Raw genomic sequence first — 17,840 nt, 5'->3', positions numbered from 1 at the left:
CATTCGCTGCTACGGCGAGGACGAGTTCGACGCGCTGCTTGCGTCGCTGTCCGCGGACTCCTATCCGCAGGCGAGCTGAACCTCTCGGCGGGCTGCTCACCCTCCCCGTCCTACTGTCGTGGCCGTGCCCACCTTCGATCCCGTCGCACGGTTCCTGGCGGAGTACGCGCGCCTCAGCCCAGCGGAGCGGGCCGCGTTTACCCGGGCGCGTCGGTTGTTCTGCGAGGGACTGCTGTCGGGCTCGTTTCATCCGAAGCTCCGCGTGAAGGGCTTCAAAGGTGAGCCGGGCGTCTACGAGATGACGTGGGCGTACAACGGCCGGGCGCTCTGGCAGTACGGCGACCCGATCCCGGGTAAGCCGGGGCCTCATGTCGAGTGGCTCCGCATCGGCACCCACGACATCTTCGAGCGGTAACGCGGCCGGGCACGGTCGTGCCATGCCCGCGTCAGGCATTGACCAGCACGGCCCCAGCACCGATCGCGATGTCAGCGGAGCGCGTCTGCGTGTGAACGCGTTCGACGACAGCGGTGGCGACTCAGCTGACGTCGTCAGGCGAGGCCACACCGACCGGACAAGTCTGCCCCGTGCCGCCAAGGCCACAATAGCCGTTCGGGTTCTTGCTGTCCGACAGGTACTGCTGGTGGTAATCCTCGGCGAAGTAGAACGGGCCGGCCGGGGCAATCTCGGTAGTGATCGGACCGAAACCGCTCCTGGTCAGGACGGCCTGGAAAGCGTCCCGGCTGCGCTCCGCCGCGGCGCGCTGCTCGTCGGAGCGGGTGTAAATCGCCGAGCGATACTGGGTGCCGACGTCGTTGCCCTGACGCATGCCCTGGGTCGGGTCATGTGCCTCCCAGAAAACCTTCAACAGGTCCTCGTAGCTCACCGCGGCCGGATCGAACACGACCTGAACGGCCTCGGTATGACCAGTGAGGCCGGAGCAGGTCTCCTCGTAGGTCGGGTTCGGGGTGATCCCGCCCGCGTACCCGACCGCGGTGGAATACACCCCGGGCGTCTGCCAGAACTTCCGCTCCGCGCCCCAGAAGCAGCCGAGCCCGAACACCGCGATCTGGAAACCCGCGGGGAAAGGGCCCCGCAACGGGGTACCGAGGACCGCGTGTCGGTCCGGTACCGCGAAGGCCGCCTCCGAGCGGCCGGGCAGCGTCTGCTCCGCCGTTGGCAGAGCCGGCTTGTGACGAGCGAAGAGCATGCGCGAACACCTCCAGGAACGTGTCGACGGTGTCAACCGCGGCCGTCCCCGATACGTTCCCGGGCGCCCGGTCGACAACCGCCGCGGCCATGGGTGCCCGACCGGCCGCGCTGCCGGTCGGGCACCCATGCCGCCGTTGGTGAGCTACCGGACCGCGCTACAGAACAAGGTCCTCCAACATGGTCGTGACCAGTGCGGCGATCGGCGATCGCTCCGAACGGGTGAGGGTGACATGCGCGAACAGCGGATGTCCCTTGAGAGTCTCAATCACGGAGGCGACTCCGTCATGCCGACCAACCCGCAGGTTGTCACGCTGTGCAACATCATGTGTAAGTACCACGCGCGATCCTTGGCCCAGTCGCGACAGTACGGTCAGCAGCACCCCGCGCTCGAGCGACTGCGCTTCATCCACGATGACGAACGCATCGTGCAAGGACCGGCCACGGATGTGGGTGAGCGGCAGCACCTCAAGCATCCCACGGTCAGCGATCTCCTCGATGACCTCCTGGGAGACCAGCGCACCGAGCGTGTCGAAAACGGCCTGCGCCCAGGGCGCCATCTTCTCGTTCTCGCTGCCTGGCAGATAGCCGAGGTCCTGACCACCAACGGCGTACAACGGACGGAACACCACAACCCGGCGGTGCAGCCGTCGTTCCATCACCGCCTCCAGGCCCGCGCACAGCGCCAACGCGGACTTCCCGGTGCCGGCCCGCCCACCGAGAGAGATGATCCCAACGTCGGGATCGAGCAGCAGGTCCAACGCGACACGTTGTTCCGCGGAACGTCCGTGCAGGCCGAAGGCCTCCCGGTCACCCCGGACGAGGCACACCTTCTTGTCCGCCGTCACGCGTCCGAGCGCCGAGGCGCTGCCGCCGGCGGCGGTGAGCACCAAACCGGTGTGGCAGGGCAGCCCGGCCGCCTCGGCTATCTCGACAGTCTCCCGGGCGTAGAGCCGATCCAGGTCATCCTGGGAGACGGCGAGCTCGGCCATGCCGCTCCAGCCCGAGTCCACCGGGCTCTGCGCCCGGTACTCCTCGGCCGCGAGCCCCACCGCGGACGCCTTTACCCGCAGCGGCAGATCTTTTGTGACAAGAACTACCTCGTCGCCCTCCCGAGCAAGATTGAGCGCTACCGCCAGAATGCGCGAGTCATTGTCATCCACCCGAAACCCCGGCGGGAGCACAGCCGGGTCACTGTGGTTTAGCTCAACCCGCAGAGTTCCACCGTCATCCAACGGCAACGCCTGATCCAGCCGACCATGGCGGATTCGTAGGTCGTCAAGCAAACGAAGGGCTTCACGGGCGAACCAACCCAGTTCGGGATGGTTCCGCTTACCTTCCAGCTCCCCTACGACAACCAGCGGAAGCACAACATTGTGCTCCGCGAACCGCAGCAGCGCACCAGGATCAGACAAGAGCACGCTTGTGTCGACGACATGCGTTCGTGGCACACGCCCACCCGCTTACTCGGAGGAAGTCCGGGACCAAGCCCCACAGGGGGCCGGGTACCGGCCTCCTGGCGTTGTCGCGAATGCGGCACCGAGGGGCCTCCCGAGTGGTCCAGCCCAGTGCCGGACCACAACTTGAGCCAGCTGGATCCACCCGACGGATCGTCCTTCGGTAACGTCCGCCAGCGGAACCCAGGGTCACACGCTAGCTCCCTCGCCTCGAAAAGGCGACCATTTTTGCACAACACACTCGGCGACGGTCACCGACCATATAGTGATGCCGGGCGAAACCGCCTGTGTTCCAGACACAACAGGTTGATCGCCTAATCCGGATCGAGCAGCCTTGGACAACGATGTAGTCCGCCGTTCATATGAACGTCACCACCGGACCGGCCGGCGAGTGGCGGGCAAGACAGGGCCCGGCCAGAACGACAACGGCCGAAGCCGTGCTCATGGCGCATAGCGGACGCCGATCCGGCCGGCAGCACCGTGCCCCGCATGCTGAGCACAGAAGTCCACCGTAATCGTGAAAAACCGTCATGAAAACGCCGGCAGACACAGCATGGTAATGACCACTACGACATCCCGTCCAGAGCCATACGAGCCCAACAGCATCCGAGTGCGCGAAAAACCATAATCACGCACTCTTCAGCCGGACACGACCGTAATGGCCGCCGAGTGCGCGAAAACTCATGATCACGCACTCTTCGGCCGGACGGCGAGTGGTCGTCAGTCCTTCAGGCGGGCGACCAAGGCCTCCTGTTCGGCCCACAACTCGGCGGGAAGCCCGTCCCCGAAGGTCCGGTAGTGTTCTGGAATCAGCTCCGCTTCCCGCTTCCAGACCTCGGTGTCAAGGGTGAGCAGCTCGGCGAGCTCCTCAGGCGCGACGTCGAGGCCTTCCGTGGGCAGTGCCTCGGCGGTGGGCTGGATGCCCAGCGGGCTCTCCACCCCATCGGCCTGGCCTTCGAGCCGGCCGACAACCCAGGCCAGGACCCGGCTGTTCTCGCCGTAGCCCGGCCACATGAACCGGCCCTGCGCGTTCTTGCGGAACCAGTTGACATAGTAGATCCGCGGCAGTTTCTCCGGATCGGCCTTGCGACCTATCGCCAGCCAGTGCGCGAAGTAGTCCGCCATGTTGTAGCCACAGAACGGCAGCATCGCGAACGGGTCGCGCCGCAGCTTGCCGATCTCTCCGGCCTGGGCCGCGGTCGTCTCGGACGCGACGATCGAGCCGAAGAACACCCCGCGCTGCCAGGTCGGCGCCTCGGTCACCAGCGGAACCGCGGTCGCTCGACGCCCTCCGAACAGGATGGCCGAGATGGGGACGCCCTTCGGGTCCTGCCACTCCGCCGCGATCGTCGGGCACTGGCTCGCGGGCACCGTGAAGCGGGCGTTGGGGTGGGCGGCCGGCTCGGTGGCCTCCGGCGTCCAGTCACGCCCCTTCCAGTCGATGAGGTGCGCGGGCTTGTCCCTGGTCAGCCCCTCCCACCAGACGTCCCCGTCGTCAGTGCGGGCGACGTTGGTGAAGACCGTGTTCCCCCACAGGGTCTCGATGGCGTTCGGGTTGGTCTCGATACCCGTACCCGGTGCCACGCCGAAGAAGCCGGCCTCCGGGTTCACCGCGTACAGCCGGCCGTCATCCCCAAAACGCATCCAGGCGATGTCGTCACCGACAGTCTCGGCCTGCCAGCCCGGCAACGTCGGAATGATCATTGCGAGATTGGTCTTGCCGCAGGCCGACGGGAAGGCCGCCGCGATGAAGTGCACCTGGTTTGTCGGCGACGTCAACTTGAGAATAAGCATGTGCTCGGCCAGCCAGCCCTCGTCGCGGGCCATTACCGAGGCGATCCGCAACGCATAGCACTTCTTGCCCAGCAGGGCATTCCCACCATAGCCGGATCCAAACGACCAGATCTCCCGGGTCTCCGGAAAGTGCGTGATGTACTTCGTCGGGTTGCACGGCCACGGGACATCGGCCTGGCCCGGCTCAAGGGGCGCGCCCAACGAGTGCACACACGGGACAAAGAACCCGTCCGTACCCAGCTGCTCGAGAGCGGGAGCGCCCATTCGTGTCATCATCCGCATTGACGCGACAACATACGGCGAGTCGGTGATTTCAACACCAAGAGCGGAAATTCGTGAGCCCAGCGGGCCCATGCAAAAGGGCACGACATACATCGTGCGCCCGCGCATACTGCCCGCAAAAAGACCACGCAGCTTTGCCCGCATCTCATCCGGGTCGATCCAGTTGTTGGTCGGTCCGGCGTCCGCGGGATCGCGCGAGCAGATGTAGGTACGGTCCTCAACCCGGGCAACGTCGGTGGGATCAGAAGCCGCGAAAAAACTACCTGGACGCTTCTCCTCGTCCAATGGCACAAAAGTGCCCTTGTCGACCAGCAATCGCGCAAGTTCCGCGTACTCCGCGTCAGAACCGTCACACCACTGGATGCGTTCCGGTCGGGCGAGTTCGGCGATCTCGCGTACCCAGGCAATCAGCCCGGCATGCCTAGTCGGGGCAGCGTCCAGCCCCGGAATCTGCGCCGCGGTCGTCACAGCTCCCACCTCCGCTTGAGTTGAGCCCACCACGGCCTCGCCGTGTCGCCATAGGTCCCTGCCATGGCAGGCCCACTCGTGCCCGGGATCGCGGAACGCATGCGTAGTGAACCCGCAACAACGTGCCGACACCCCACTGTGCACTACATAGCGAGTCCACCACGGCTTGGGCGATTCGAGGCCGGGTACAGGATCTTTTGACTCTACCGTGGGAGCTTCTGACAGTCGCGCGGTCGACGCGCCTCGCGGCGGGGCAGATCCGTCACGCTGCGAAACCGAATGCGGACGGCAACATTCACGGCGGGTAGCGCGGCGGGTAGTAAGGAGAGCTGACGCAAGATACGGTCACCACGTGACCACAACGGTACCCGGACATGACTTCGGCAAGCATCCCCATGACCTGGTACGACCACGGATGCGCGGCTGGCTGCACGCTGGCGCGTTCCCGGTCAGCGTGGCACTCGGTGTAATCGCGGTGGCCTTGGCCGGCACGTTCCGCGCGCGCCTGGCCGTCGGTATTTATGCGCTGAGCATCGCCCTTCTGTTCGGCACCAGCGCGCTTTACCATCGAAAAATGTGGGCAACGTCACGCGCCCGCTCACTGATGAAGCGGCTCGATCATTCAATGATCTTTATTTTCATCGCCGGGACGTATACACCGCTGACCTTGCTGTCGTTGCCACCGAAGACCGCGCGGACCATACTCACGATCGTCTGGAGCGGCGCGGCGGTCGGGATCGGGCTGCGGATGCTCTGGCTGCACTCACCCCGTTTCCTGATGGTGCCGCTGTACATCGCCCTGGGCTGGGTGGCGGTCTTCGTCATACCTCAGCTGCTGCACACCGCGGGCGTGACAGCGCTGGTCCTGATCATTGTCGGCGGCGTCCTCTACAGCATCGGGGCGTTCGTCTACGCGGCCCAACGCCCAAACCCGGCCCCGGGGACGTTCGGCTACCACGAGGTTTTCCACGCCTTCACAATCGTCGCGGCGGCGTGCCACTACATTGCCGTCATCTTCGCTATTTACGCGACATGACCTGATGCCGGTGACCGGCGCCCGGCCGGCGCCGGTCACCGGAAAGACAAACTCCATGACCGGGGAAAACACCCGCACGCCAACGGACGACGCTCCCCCGGCGGCGACCACTAAGAGCGACCGGCGCTGGGCGCCAGCCGGATTCTCACAGTTCAGGACCCTCGGCGCGAACCTGCTCGACCTTCTCCATAGCCTCCCGCAGACGGGTGAGCCATGGCTGGGCGTTTTCACCGACGAGACGGACGCACCACGCGAGCGCGTCGCTGCGGCTGCGCGCAACCCCCGAGTCGACCAACGTGTCAAGAACATGGCGTTCCGGTTGCCGAAGCCGGGTCATTACCGGAACGGACAGTGTCGTGAACAACTCGGTTGTGCCACCCGCTGTCACCCCCCACGCAACCTTGCGCAGATAACGCTGCTCCGCCTCCCGCGCGATCGCGATCCGGGCGTCCCGGGTCGCCTCGCGGAAACGCCGGATCCGGCCCGACTCCGCGGCGGCCACCGCGGCCTGGTCGTCAGACTCGACGTCGGGAGCGGGCACCGTGCCCACAACAATGATCTCATCCCGATCCACGGTCACCGTGACCGGGCGGTTGAACCACTCGTCGGGCAGTCGCCCGGTGAACCATGCCTGCGCGTCGTCCGCGGGTGGCGCCTGCTCACGCTCGCCCCAGCGACCGTGGCCGCGCCCGCGCGATCCCGCCATGCCGTGCCTCCTCGCCATCTGTTCTCGATGTTGGCTCCCGTGCATCACGCACCTCCTGGTTGATTACATACTTACAAGTGATACACGAGCAACTGGAAGCAGGCATCAGACATTCCTCGAAGACACTGGAAGGACCTTGACCCCCAGCTGCTCACGCACTGCCTCGGCCGTGGTCGCGGGCCGCTCACACACGAAGCCTCGGCACACATGGACCCCGGCGGCCCGACCGTGTGCCAACGGCCCGGAGGTCACCACGACCGCGCCCGGCGCGGTGGTGAGCCGGGCGAGTCCTTCCAGGTCCGGCCGGTCGACAACCGCCACCTCAGCCGGTCCGGCGAGAAACGCCGCACCAACCGCACCCGCCCATCCGGCGAAGGACGCGTTCCTGCCGAACATCGGCACCAGAGCCGCAAGTGCCCGCTCAGCCGCTTCACGATGGTCGCGGGAAGCCGTCAGCGCCGCGTAGGTCAGCAGTGCGCCCGTGATCGCCGCCTGGCCGGACGGTGCCGGCGAGTCCGCGGAGTCCCGCGGCCGGCGCAACAGCCGCTCGGCGTCGTCCGCGGTGTCGTGGAATCCACCGTCAGCCGCGACAAAGTGCGCGCATGCGACACCAAGCAGGTCACCGGCCGCCGCCAACCACCGGTCATCACCGGTGACCTGGTGCAGGACGAGCAGGCCCTCGGCAACATCCCCGTAGTCCTCCAGCACCCCGGCGTTGGTGCCGGCCCGGCCGTGCCGACTTGTCCGGCGCAACCGGCCCGCCACCCAGTGGACGTCGAGGAGCAGCGTTGCCGCCTCGACGGCCGCGGTCACCCAGCCCGGCTCCGCCAGCAGCACGCCGGCCTCGGCCAGCGCGGCGATCGCGAGGCCGTTCCACGCCGCGACGACCTTGTCATCCCGAGCGGGCTGGGGCCGGCGCGCCCGCGCCGCCGCGAGCCGGGCCCGCACCCGGGTGAACCTGGCAGGATCATCGGCGTCCGCGGCGAGTGCCAGCACGGATGCGCCATGCTCGAAGGTTCCCGCGGCGGTGACACCGAAGACACCCGCGGCCCAGGCCCCGTCGTCCGGGCCGAGGACGTCGACAAGCTCGGCCGGCGTCCAGACGTAGGTGGCACCCTCAGCGGCATGCCCGCCAGCACCAGGCGCGGTGGCCACGGTCGTGTCCGCGTCCAGCGCGGAGGCGAACCCGCCTTCGGGGGTCCGCAGCTCGCCCAGCAGGAAGGCCGCGGTCTCACGGGTGACCCGCTCGGCCAGCGCGGATCCGGTCGCCCGCCACAGGTGCAGGTAAACCCGCAGCAGCTGGGCGTTGTCGTAGAGCATCTTCTCGAAGTGGGGGACGGTCCAGGTGGCATCCACGCTGTAACGGGCGAAGCCGCCGGCAAGCTGGTCGTAAATCCCACCACGAGCCATTCCCTCGCAGGTGGCCGTGATCATACGCAGGCTCGCGGCGTCCCCGGTGCGGGCCCAGTGCCGCAGCAACATCTCCAGCAGCGCGGACGGCGGGAACTTCGGTGCCGTTCCGAAACCACCGTTCACCGGGTCGAAGGCCCGCCCTGCCTGCTCGACCGCGGCATCGAGCAGCCGCGCGGTGAACGGGGCCGGCGGCCCGCCCGCGGCATCGGCTGCCGCGGCGACCTGACGCGCGATGCCCGCGCCGGAGGCGGTCACCTCGTCCCGGCGCGTCCGCCATGCGCTCGTCACCGCCTCGAGCACCTGCCGGAACGACCCCATCCCCGCCCGCGGCGCCGGCGGGAAGTAGGTACCAGCGTAGAACGGCTCACCTGCCGGTGTGAGGAAGACCGTCATCGGCCAGCCACCGTGGCCGGTGAGGGCGACGGTGACGTCCATGTAGACAGCGTCGACGTCAGGCCGTTCCTCGCGGTCAACTTTGATGTTGACGAAGTGCTCGTTCATGAATGCCGCGGTTGTCGCGTCCTCGAACGACTCGTGGGCCATCACGTGGCACCAATGGCACGACGCATAGCCCACGGACAACAGCACCGGGACGCCACGATCGGTGGCCTCGGTGAATGCGTCGGCGCCCCATGGCCACCAGTCGACCGGGTTGTCGGCGTGCTGGAGCAGGTAGGGTGAGGTCTGATCAACAAGGTGGTTCGGCATGTGCCCAGCATTCCCGTTGCCGGGGAAGCGTGGCCGCCTCCCGGACATTGAACTCCATGTGGTGTATGCCCACCGGATTCTGTTGCGCGACGTCCCCGGCCTGCCCTTCCGGTCGTCCTGCTGGCCCTGGGCCCGGGCGGAACCGTCGCAAACGTCACGGCGGGAGAGGGATCCCGGTCTGCCGCCATGGCCGCCGTCGTTCGCATGGCCGCCCTCGTTCCCATGGCCGGTCCCGCGCGCCGGCTGGGACCTGCTACGCCAGGCGTGGCATACCGCGCCACTGGCAATGATCTACATTGTTGTCCTGGCGGCCACCTCAGCGGCCCTCGCGGTCGCCCACACCCTCGATTTCGAGCTCTATCACCGCATCCTGGTCGCTCACTCCACCAACCTGACCGGGCTGCGGACCCGCCCGCTCTACGTCCTGCTGGCCAGCGCCTGCTGGCTTGACGGCGTCAGCTTCTTCCCGTCAGCCGCCGCGGTGGCCGCGGTTGTCGCGCCGCTGGAACGGATGATCGGCTCAAGGCCGGCACTCGGAGTATTCGCGACCGGCCACATCGGAGCGAGCCTGCTCGTCGCCGGTGGCCTCGTGGCCGGCCGGGCCATGCGGCTCGTCGACGACTCGGTCACCGATGCCGTCGACGTCGGCGCGAGCTACGGTCTGATCGCCTGTGGTGCGGTGCTCACCGCAGCCCTGCCGCCGGGCCGGCGCTGGCCGCTGGCTGGTGCTCTGACCGCCGGGCTCGCTCTCGACATGGCGCGCGAGCCCGACTTCACCGCCGCCGGTCATCTCCTCTCGGCCGCGCTCGGCCTGCTCTGCTCCCAGTACCTGCGGCGGCGGCATCCCCTGCGCCGGCCAGGTGCCTCGAACGGAATCGTCCCGGCCCAGGGCCGGCCGGCCACGGCTCCGCCTGCCGCACGATGGCGTCGAGTCGCGCCACCCACCGAGGGCATAGGATGAAGCTCCGCCTGCTGAATGATGGATAAGGTAGATAGATGGACGCCCCGGATTTTCGTGAGATCGACAAGAAGTGGCAAGATATATGGCACCGTGAGCGCACCTGGCAGGTGTCCAACAACCTCACGGAGTCCGGCGGGGCCGCCTACGTACTTGAGATGCTTCCCTACACGAGTGGCGAGCCGCATATTGGGCACCTCAAGAACTACGCCGTGGGTGACGCGGTCGCGCACTTCATGCGCCGCAATGGCCGGCGCGTGCTTCATCCCATGGGATACGACGCCTTCGGGCTGCCGGCCGAGAACCACGCGATTCGCACGGGAAAGCATCCCAAAGAATCCACCGACGAGTCAATAGCGTCATTTGCGCGGCAGTTCCGTGAATGGGGAATCTCCATCGACTGGTCGCGCGAGCTCGCCACACACCAGCCATCGTACTACCGGTGGACGCAGTGGATATTTCTGCGGCTGTTCGAGAAGGGCCTCGCATACCGCAAGAACGCCGCCGTCAAATGGTGTCCCAAGGACGCCACCGTCCTTGCCAACGAACAGGTCGTCGGCGGGCGCTGTGAGCGATGCGGCACCGAGGTTGAAGCACGCCAGCTCGAGCAGTGGTTCTTCAGGATCACTGATTACGCGGACCGGCTGCTCGCCGGCCTGCACGAGATCGAGTGGCCGGAACACGTGAAGACAATGCAGCGGAACTGGATCGGCCGGTCCGAGGGCGCCGAGGTGATATTCTCCTGTGTGGAGACGGGCGAACAGTACCACGTCTTCACGACTCGTCCGGACACCCTGTTCGGTGCTACTTTCTTCGTGCTGGCACCGGAACATCCAGACGTCCTTCGGCTCGCCGCCGGCACCCCACAGGAAGAATCCGTCCGCGAATACGTCAACCAGGCGCTGCGTAGCACAAACGACACGCGGGGGGCAGCCGACAAGCCGAAGACCGGCGTTTTCCTCGGCCGCCATGTGATCAATCCGGCGAACAACGAACATATCCCCGTCTACGCCGCCGACTACGTCCTCATGGAGTACGGGACCGGCGCTGTCATGGCCGTGCCGGCCCACGACGAACGCGACTACGCGTTCGCGCGTGCGTTCGGGCTCCCCATCACCCAGGTGATAACCCCCGACGACCCGGACGGCCCCGCCGCCGGGCAGCTTCCTTACACCGGGGCGGGCACGCTCCGCTCCTCAGGCGAGTTCGACGGCCTGACCAGCGCCGCGGCGGGCGCGGCCATAACCTCGTGGCTCGCGGCCGAAGGTGCCGGATGCCAAACGGTGAGTTACAAGCTTCGTGACTGGCTCGTATCACGGCAGCGATACTGGGGCTGCCCGATACCAATCGTCCACTGCCAGTCATGCGGACTGGTCCCGGTGCCCGACGAACAGCTACCGGTCCGCCTGCCCGATATCGAGGACTACGCGCCCAAGGGACGTTCCCCGCTTGCCTCCGCGGACGACTGGGTCAACGTGACGTGCCCGGCCTGCGGTGGACACGCCCGCCGCGAGACCGACACAATGGACACTTTTGTCGACTCGTCCTGGTATTTTCTCCGTTACTGTGATCCAACCAACACCGAGCAGGCCTGGGATTTCAACGCGCTCGCCGAGTGGATGCCAGTCGACCAGTACATCGGCGGTATCGAACACGCGATCCTGCACCTGCTGTACGCGCGCTTCCTCACCAAGGTCCTGTACGACCTCGGCAAAGTCCCCGTTGCGGAACCGTTTGCGAAGCTCTTTACCCAGGGAATGATCACAAAAGACGGCGCCAAGATGTCCAAATCCCGCGGAAACGTCGTCTCACCCGTGCGGATCGTGAAGCATTACGGTGCGGATACCGCCCGATGCTACGTGCTCTTCATGGGGCCGCCCGATACAGGCGCCGACTGGTCCGACGAGGGAATCGAGGGCGTCTACCGCTTCCTGCGCCGGCTGCTGCGCCTCGGCCGGGAGCTTGCGGAGACAACTCAGGCGCCGGCCGCGGGCGACACCCACCAGATCGACACCGGGCTGAACCGGAAGGTCGCGGAGACAATCGTCCGCGTAACCGAGAGCATGACCCAGAAGTTCGCCTTCAACATTTCCATAGCGGCCGTCATGGAGCTGTCGAACTCAGTGAGCCGGGCACAACGGGACGGAGCGAGTCCGGCGGCTCTCCGGCACGCGGTCGCCACGGGGGCATCGCTCCTCTTTCCCTTTGCCCCGCACATCTCCTCCGAGGTCTACGAACTGCTCACTGGACGGCGTGTGTGGGAGGATTCCTGGCCGCTTGCGGATATGACCCTGCTGGCCTCTGAGACAAAGCTGATCGTGTGCCAGGTCAACGGCAAGGTGCGAGATCGCGTTGAAGTGCCGGCCGGCGCGGATGACGCGGTAGTCGAATCCGCCGCGAGGGCTTCCCAGGCCGTGCTGCACGCCCTTTCCGACAGCACGCTCCTCAAAACAGTCGTCGTCAGGGACAAACTCATCAATTTTGTTGTTCGCTGAGCGGGCCACCTGATCCCCGGCCCGGTCGGCCCGGCGGCAGACAGCCACGCTGAAGATGTCCTGCCGCGCGGGCCCGGGCGTGCGGCCGCACGGCGAGGCAGTGTGCGGCCTCACGGCGGCAGGCGGCGATAGCGTTCGCGCCTGGCCGCCAGTCTCGTTGCCGGGTGCTGTCCCCCGACGGTCCGCAGGAGCTCGACGGCGCCATCGGCAATATCGGTCATCCGGCCGCGGACGTCGACGGAGATCCGGGTTCCCAGGTCGGCACCACCAGGGGCATCCGGACCGGGAAGAATCAGGTCGACGATGCCGAGCCGGCGCAGGTCATCAGCGGTAATGAACATTTCGCGGGCCAGGCCGGCGGCGCGGTCGACGGTACGGTGCATAATCACGGACGCGCCCTCCGGCGGCAACGGAGCCAACCAGGCGTCCTCGGCCGCGACCGCAACGTCCGTCGGCAGCAGCGCCAGCGCGGCACCACCCGTCCCCTGGCCGAGTAGCACACTCACCGTCGGCACCGGTGCGCTCATCAGCGCCGCGAGGCAATGCGCGATTGTCGTGGCGAGCCCATCACGTTCCGCCTCCGGCGAAAGCTCCGCCCCGGGCGTGTCGATGACGGTGACCACGGGCAAACGTAGATCCGCGGCGCGTTGCACCGCCTGTCGTGCCGCATGTAGATCACGCACCCCGATGGGCCGATGACGCTGGGCCGTCCGGTCCTGGCCGATGACGACACAGGGGGCCCCGCGCAGCAGGGCGAGCGCCGTGACAATCGGTGTGCCGGGCACGTCAGGTCCGTGGCCCAGCTCGGACGCGCCAAGAGAGGTGAGGTCGCTTGTCGAGGCAGCCAGGAACTCGCGCAGCCCGGGGCGATCGGGCGCCCGGGTCGCGAGCACCGACGCCCACGGATCCCTCGCGGCAGCCGCGGCGACGCGGGCCGGCGGTTTCCCTACGCCGCCGCGCACTGTCGCGAGGCCACGGTCGGCCGTCACAACGGTCAGCACCCGCCGTACAGCTTCCCGCAGATCAGCAGGAGCGACGAGAGCGTCGAGCGCACCGGCCCGGCGCAGTTCCCGCGGGCTCTGCGTCCCAGCCGCGAACGTCGTGCCAGTGAGCGCCTCAACCACCCGGGGGCCAAGGAAGCCGACCAACGCGCCGGGCTCGGCAAAGGTGACATGCCCGAGCGACGCCCAGGACGCGAGCACTCCTCCGGTGGTGGGGTGGCGCAGGTAGACCAGGTACGGCAGGCTGGCCGCCCGGTGCTCGGCGATAGCACCGCTGATCGTCAGCATCCGTAGAAAGGCGGGTGTGCCCTCCTGCATCCGGGTGCCGCCGCTCGCGGGCAGCGCGAGCAGTATCCGTTCCTCGGCGGTGGCCCGTTCGATCGCGGCGGTGGCCCGCTCTGCCGCGACAACGCCCACGCTGCCGCCGAGAAAGCCGTACTCGCTGGCCACGATGGCGACCCGGTGGCCAGCCACCCGGCCCGCGCCGGTGCGGATCGACTCGTCCGCGCCACTTCGTTCCGCGGCCCGCGACAGGTCCCGCCGGTAGGCGGCGCCGATGGCAGGCCGCGCTGGGGCGGTGTCCCAACAGCTCCAGCTGCCCGCATCCAGTAACAGGTCGAGCAGTTCCGCAAGATTTGGGTGCTTCACTGTGCGCGCTGTCCCCCATCAGGTGTCAGCCCTACCGGACCGCGCCGCCCAGCCAGCGACGAGCCGCGGCGTGTTTCGGAAGCCGTCGTCCGATCAGGGAGCCGCGTCCAGGTGGTTCCCGGCAAGGCCGCGGGCCACACCGATACCGGATGCGTGGTACCGGTGTGGCTGAGAACACGGCCAGCGACCGCCTGGTCGCGGCGAGCCGGACAGACGGCGCTTGCGAAACACGCCCTAGTCGGGCTCGGCCGAGTTCTGAGTTGGAATATCGCTGCCGGAGCCATGAACGCCGGAAGGCCTGTCCTGATGCGTCCCGCGCTCACCGAAGCGTCCGTCGGCGACGTTGCCACGCAGCCGTACAAGGCTACGCGACATCATCACGAAGAGACCGACAGCCGCCAGGCCCAACAGCAGGACCACGAGAAAGCCGCCCGCGCCAGCGCTGACCCCGAGGGCAAGGGCCCGTCCCGCCTCTGTCACCCCTCGACCCTACGCCGGCCAGCCGGACAACGTGGTCAGGTGCCGGCTCGGCCTGTATCGCCGGGCTCCGGCCGGATGCCTGGCACGATCGAGGAGACGCCCGGTGCCTGGCGGTCAGAGGTCGAACTCATTGGGATCCAGTCCCACCGCGTAGCAGGCCTCCCGGACAACCTGTTGCTCGGACTTGTCGAAGTGACCGTCAGCGCCTCCGATGACGATGCCTATCTGGATCACCGCTCGTGCCTCGGCCGGCTTCTTCTTGGTCTTGCCGATGTCCTGGATCACGCTGACCTTGCCGAAGTCGAAGTCGGTCTGCAGCCTGACGCAGTAGTCGTTGAACTTCTGCTGCAGCTGCTCCGCCGGGAAGTTCTGCAGCACCTCGTTCGACCCGATGAGCGCGGCGACCTTACGGCGCTCGTCCGGGTCGATACTGCCGTCGGCGGCGGCGACCAGCGCGCACATGGCCATGCTCGCATCCCTGAAGGCACCGCTTTTGAGATCGTTCTTCTTGGCGTTCAGCTGCTGCTGCATGGACGTGGTAGTAGTGCGCAGACGATCCCAGATCGCCATGACATGATCCTCTCATCTTTGCCATATGAGCCGTGCGTTCGTATGTGCGGATCTGGATGCCGCAATGAGAGAACATCCTGTCACCAGCAACGACCGATGGCCCGCGGCCGTGCCCCGGTCCCCGGGCCGTCTCGGGACGTCTCGGAACGGTTACAACGGCGGCCCGAGCGTTAGCCGGCACCGCCGCCCGATGCGGTCAGGCTGGTCAGGCTGGTCAGCGGATCCCGTTGAACAGGTCGCTCTCGGGCAACGTGCCCACTTCGATCAACGATCGGGCGAGCTGGTAATCCTCGGTCGGCCATACCTCGCGCTGGATCTCGAGCGGGATACGGAACCACGGCCCGTTCGGGTCCACCTGGGTCGCGTGGGCCAGCAGCGCGCGGTCGCGGGTCTCGAAGAAGTCCCCGCACGGCACCCTGGTGGTGATCCGACCGGAGTCACCCGCACGGTCTGCCCACTTCAGCAGGCTGTCGGCATAAGGCGATTCGCGCCCGCTGGCGACCATGGCGTCGTGCAGGGCAAGCAGGCGCGCCTTGTGGAACGTCTGGTGATAGTAAAGTTTGAAGGGCTGCCAAGGCGACAGACCGGCGTCATCGCCGACCTCCGGATAACGCCGCGAGTCGCCCGCGGCCTCGAACGCCTCAACTGTGATCTTGTGGTTCATGATGTGATCAGGATGAGGATAACCGCCATTCTCATCATAGGTGACCACAACCTGTGGCCGGAACTCCCGTATCAGTTTGATCAGCGGCCTGGCCGCGTCAGCCAGCGGCAGGAGCGCGAAGCATCCTGCCGGCAGCGGCGGCGGCGGGTCGCCCGTTGGCAGACCGGAGTCGTGGAAGCCCAGCCAGACCTGTTGGACTCCAAGAATGCGGCGCGCGTGCTCCATCTCGGCCCGCCGCAGCTCTGGCAGGCGCGCGTGGACCTCCGGTCGGTCAAGATCGGGATTCAGCACGGTGCCCGCCTCACCGCCCGTACAGGTCACCACGAGTACCTCGACGCCCTCATGAACGTAACGGGCCATGCTCGCCGCGCCCTTGCTGGACTCGTCGTCGGGGTGGGCGTGCACCGCCATGAGTCGCAGGCCATCCCCGCTGGTCGCCTCAGACATGCCACCATTGTCCCCGATGCCTCCAGCGACCTCGCCGACCGAGCCGCCGCACGCCCCCCAGCCGGGAGGGCCGCGCGCGCCTCGCTTCCCGTTGCGCTGGCTCGATATCCCGTGGCTTGGTGGCATGAGAGTGGCTCCCTGGTTTCTGCTGGCGGCGCTCCTCGTCGTGGTGCTCGCGGCGGTCGGCGCCGGGTGGGTCCAGGGCCGGCCGGATCGGCTCGACTACGCCACCCGTGCCTTCCGGATCAGTGGGACGCAGGCGCAGCTGACGTTCGATGTGGAAAAGTCACCCAACGCCGTGGCACAATGCACTGTCCGCGCACGCTCCCGGGATAACCAGATCGTCGGCCGGCGCACCGACATCGTCGTCGGTCCGGCTACAAACGGCCAGCGGGTCACGACCGTAAAGGTCACAGTGACCACATCCCAGGAGGCGAACGTGGTCGAGGTCGAGGACTGTCAGATCACCCGCGCCGGCTGACAACCGCATGGGAATGCTGACGCGCGATCAGGGCACAGCCGTGCCCTGATTCGTCGCGTACGGCAAGCAATGACGCTTGCCCACGCGGAGTTTCCCGACTGGGATCGCCAACTGTTAGGCTGGGCGTTTGCCCCCGCCTGTACTTCCAACCCTGACCCAACCATCCCCAGTTCTGACAAGCTCCATCTTCCTATCAATTTTTATCATCAAATAGACAATTCCGACCCAACGATGGACCGAACGAGATACAGCCGAACTCGTCATAATCCGGTCATATGCGTGCGGCCCATCGAGATACCGGCGACCGGCAGAGCAGGGATCATGGTTCTGGCTCGCGCGGCCGGCGGCCCCAGGCAACGTAAGGAGCGTGACGCGTGTCGCAGCAGACGTGGCTGACCCAGGAGGCGTACGACCGGCTCCGCGGGGAGCTCGACCACCTCACCGGGACCGGTCGTGTCGAGATCGCCAACAAGATCGAAGCTGCTCGCGAGGAGGGCGACCTCAAGGAGAACGGCGGCTACCACGCGGCCAAGGAAGAACAGGGCAAGATGGAGTCGCGCATCCGGCAGCTCACCGATCTGCTGCGTGACGCGCGAGTCGGTGAAGCTCCGCAGTTCAACGGCGCGGCAGGTCCGGGCACTGTAGTCGAGGTCCGCTTCCCCGGGGACGACGACACCGAGAAGTTCCTGATCGGATCCCGCGAGGATCACAGCACATCACTTGAGGTGTACTCGGCGCAGTCACCGCTCGGTGGAGCGGTTGCCGGCCACAAGGCAGGTGACACCGTGACCTACACCTTGCCCAACGGCCGCCCGGCCCGGGTCGCGATCGTCTCGGTGGCGCCTTACCACCGCTGATCTCCACGTATCTCCGCTGGTCCGCTCCGGGCTTCCGGCCGTGCGACCGTGTCCTTGGCGGCCTGGGTGTCTCTGCCATCGTGTCTCGCCCGCCGCCCAACGCCATGATCGCACGGCCCGGGACGCAGCCAGCCCCGCCCGCCATCCGGACCAGCCCACCGCCGGCTT

At 67.0% G+C, this 17,840-nt stretch carries 15 protein-coding genes; 6 read left to right on the top strand and 9 right to left on the bottom strand.

Annotated features, from left to right (window positions below):
• Positions 1-118: 118 nt before the first annotated feature.
• Positions 119-415 carry a hypothetical protein gene (locus tag MJ777_RS00520; RefSeq protein WP_239372351.1) on the top strand — a complete coding sequence of 99 codons (297 nt, stop codon included), beginning with the start codon at positions 119-121 and terminating at the stop codon, positions 413-415.
• Between the two features lie 121 nt (positions 416-536).
• On the opposite strand, the gene msrA is transcribed toward MJ777_RS00520, so the two are convergent.
• The 3 genes from msrA to MJ777_RS00505 form a co-directional block, all read right to left on the bottom strand.
• The gene (gene msrA / locus MJ777_RS00515; RefSeq protein WP_239345719.1) at positions 537-1,208 is read right to left on the bottom strand and encodes a peptide-methionine (S)-S-oxide reductase MsrA; all 672 of its coding nucleotides are present in this window, start codon (positions 1,206-1,208) and stop codon (positions 537-539) included.
• Between the two features lie 157 nt (positions 1,209-1,365).
• Positions 1,366-2,658, bottom strand: coding sequence for a PhoH family protein (locus MJ777_RS00510; RefSeq protein ID WP_239309274.1), 1,293 nt, complete (start codon positions 2,656-2,658; stop codon positions 1,366-1,368).
• A 726-nt stretch (positions 2,659-3,384) separates the two neighbouring features.
• Positions 3,385-5,208 (bottom strand): phosphoenolpyruvate carboxykinase (GTP), encoded by a 1,824-nt coding sequence (locus tag MJ777_RS00505; protein ID WP_239309272.1) that lies wholly within the window; start codon positions 5,206-5,208, stop codon positions 3,385-3,387.
• 415 nt (positions 5,209-5,623) lie between these two features.
• Between MJ777_RS00505 and MJ777_RS00500 the strand changes: the two genes are divergently transcribed.
• Positions 5,624-6,244, top strand: coding sequence for a hemolysin III family protein (locus MJ777_RS00500; protein WP_370651465.1), 621 nt, complete (start codon positions 5,624-5,626; stop codon positions 6,242-6,244).
• 145 nt (positions 6,245-6,389) lie between these two features.
• Here MJ777_RS00500 and MJ777_RS00495 read toward each other — a convergent pair whose 3' ends face one another.
• Together MJ777_RS00495 and MJ777_RS00490 are read right to left on the bottom strand one after the other, a co-directional pair.
• Entirely contained in the window at positions 6,390-6,950 is a 561-nt protein-coding gene (locus MJ777_RS00495; RefSeq protein ID WP_239309268.1) for a hypothetical protein, read from the bottom strand.
• Between the two features lie 105 nt (positions 6,951-7,055).
• Positions 7,056-9,071: a thioredoxin domain-containing protein gene (locus tag MJ777_RS00490; protein WP_239372350.1), complete on the bottom strand. Its 2,016-nt coding sequence runs from the start codon at positions 9,069-9,071 to the stop codon at positions 7,056-7,058.
• On the opposite strand from MJ777_RS00490, the gene MJ777_RS00485 reads away from it, so the two are divergent.
• Positions 9,070-10,032 carry a rhomboid-like protein gene (locus tag MJ777_RS00485; protein ID WP_239309264.1) on the top strand — a complete coding sequence of 321 codons (963 nt, stop codon included), beginning with the start codon at positions 9,070-9,072 and terminating at the stop codon, positions 10,030-10,032. The genes MJ777_RS00490 and MJ777_RS00485 overlap by 2 nt on opposite strands.
• Positions 10,033-10,067: 35 nt before the next feature.
• Positions 10,068-12,524, top strand: coding sequence for a leucine--tRNA ligase (gene leuS, locus MJ777_RS00480; RefSeq protein WP_239372349.1), 2,457 nt, complete (start codon positions 10,068-10,070; stop codon positions 12,522-12,524).
• Between the two features lie 110 nt (positions 12,525-12,634).
• Here leuS and MJ777_RS00475 read toward each other — a convergent pair whose 3' ends face one another.
• The 4 genes from MJ777_RS00475 to mca all read right to left on the bottom strand — a co-directional run bounded on the left by MJ777_RS00475 (position 12,635) and on the right by mca (position 16,334).
• Entirely contained in the window at positions 12,635-14,173 is a 1,539-nt protein-coding gene (locus MJ777_RS00475) for a carboxyl transferase domain-containing protein (RefSeq protein WP_239372348.1), read from the bottom strand.
• Positions 14,174-14,407: 234 nt separating this feature from the next.
• The gene (locus tag MJ777_RS00470; protein ID WP_239372347.1) at positions 14,408-14,653 is read right to left on the bottom strand and encodes a hypothetical protein; all 246 of its coding nucleotides are present in this window, start codon (positions 14,651-14,653) and stop codon (positions 14,408-14,410) included.
• Positions 14,654-14,767: 114 nt separating this feature from the next.
• A complete protein-coding gene (locus MJ777_RS00465; protein WP_239309256.1) occupies positions 14,768-15,223 on the bottom strand; it encodes a tellurite resistance TerB family protein in 456 nt (151 codons plus the stop codon).
• Between the two features lie 214 nt (positions 15,224-15,437).
• Positions 15,438-16,334: a mycothiol conjugate amidase Mca gene (gene mca, locus MJ777_RS00460; protein WP_239309254.1), complete on the bottom strand. Its 897-nt coding sequence runs from the start codon at positions 16,332-16,334 to the stop codon at positions 15,438-15,440.
• A 124-nt stretch (positions 16,335-16,458) separates the two neighbouring features.
• Between mca and MJ777_RS00455 the strand changes: the two genes are divergently transcribed.
• Both MJ777_RS00455 and greA read left to right on the top strand, forming a co-directional pair.
• Complete coding sequence (locus tag MJ777_RS00455; RefSeq protein ID WP_239309252.1) at positions 16,459-16,815, top strand: DUF4307 domain-containing protein; 357 nt, start codon at positions 16,459-16,461, stop codon at positions 16,813-16,815.
• Between the two features lie 374 nt (positions 16,816-17,189).
• Positions 17,190-17,672, top strand: coding sequence for a transcription elongation factor GreA (gene greA / locus MJ777_RS00450; protein ID WP_239309250.1), 483 nt, complete (start codon positions 17,190-17,192; stop codon positions 17,670-17,672).
• The last annotated feature ends 168 nt before the right edge of the window (positions 17,673-17,840 follow it).

Origin of the sequence: Protofrankia sp. Cj5 (genome assembly GCF_917627405.1) — a bacterium.
Classification (GTDB): domain Bacteria; phylum Actinomycetota; class Actinomycetes; order Frankiales; family Frankiaceae; genus Protofrankia.
The sequence above is the reverse complement of the archived record's forward strand: the minus strand, read 5'-3'. Positions and strand labels throughout refer to the sequence as shown.

Bases quoted from the DNA above. Each gene is read 5' to 3' on its own strand.
- msrA (WP_239345719.1), bottom strand. From the start codon at position 1,208: ATGCTCTTCGCTCGTCACAAGCCGGCTCTGCCAACGGCGGAGCAGACG.
- MJ777_RS00490 (WP_239372350.1), bottom strand. From the start codon at position 9,071: ATGCCGAACCACCTTGTTGATCAGACCTCACCCTACCTGCTCCAGCAC.
- MJ777_RS00500 (WP_370651465.1), top strand. From the start codon at position 5,624: ATGCGCGGCTGGCTGCACGCTGGCGCGTTCCCGGTCAGCGTGGCACTC.
- MJ777_RS00495 (WP_239309268.1), bottom strand. From the start codon at position 6,950: ATGGCGGGATCGCGCGGGCGCGGCCACGGTCGCTGGGGCGAGCGTGAG.
- MJ777_RS00455 (WP_239309252.1), top strand. From the start codon at position 16,459: ATGAGAGTGGCTCCCTGGTTTCTGCTGGCGGCGCTCCTCGTCGTGGTG.
- mca (WP_239309254.1), bottom strand. From the start codon at position 16,334: ATGTCTGAGGCGACCAGCGGGGATGGCCTGCGACTCATGGCGGTGCAC.
- leuS (WP_239372349.1), top strand. From the start codon at position 10,068: ATGGACGCCCCGGATTTTCGTGAGATCGACAAGAAGTGGCAAGATATA.
- MJ777_RS00485 (WP_239309264.1), top strand. From the start codon at position 9,070: ATGTGCCCAGCATTCCCGTTGCCGGGGAAGCGTGGCCGCCTCCCGGAC.
- MJ777_RS00465 (WP_239309256.1), bottom strand. From the start codon at position 15,223: ATGGCGATCTGGGATCGTCTGCGCACTACTACCACGTCCATGCAGCAG.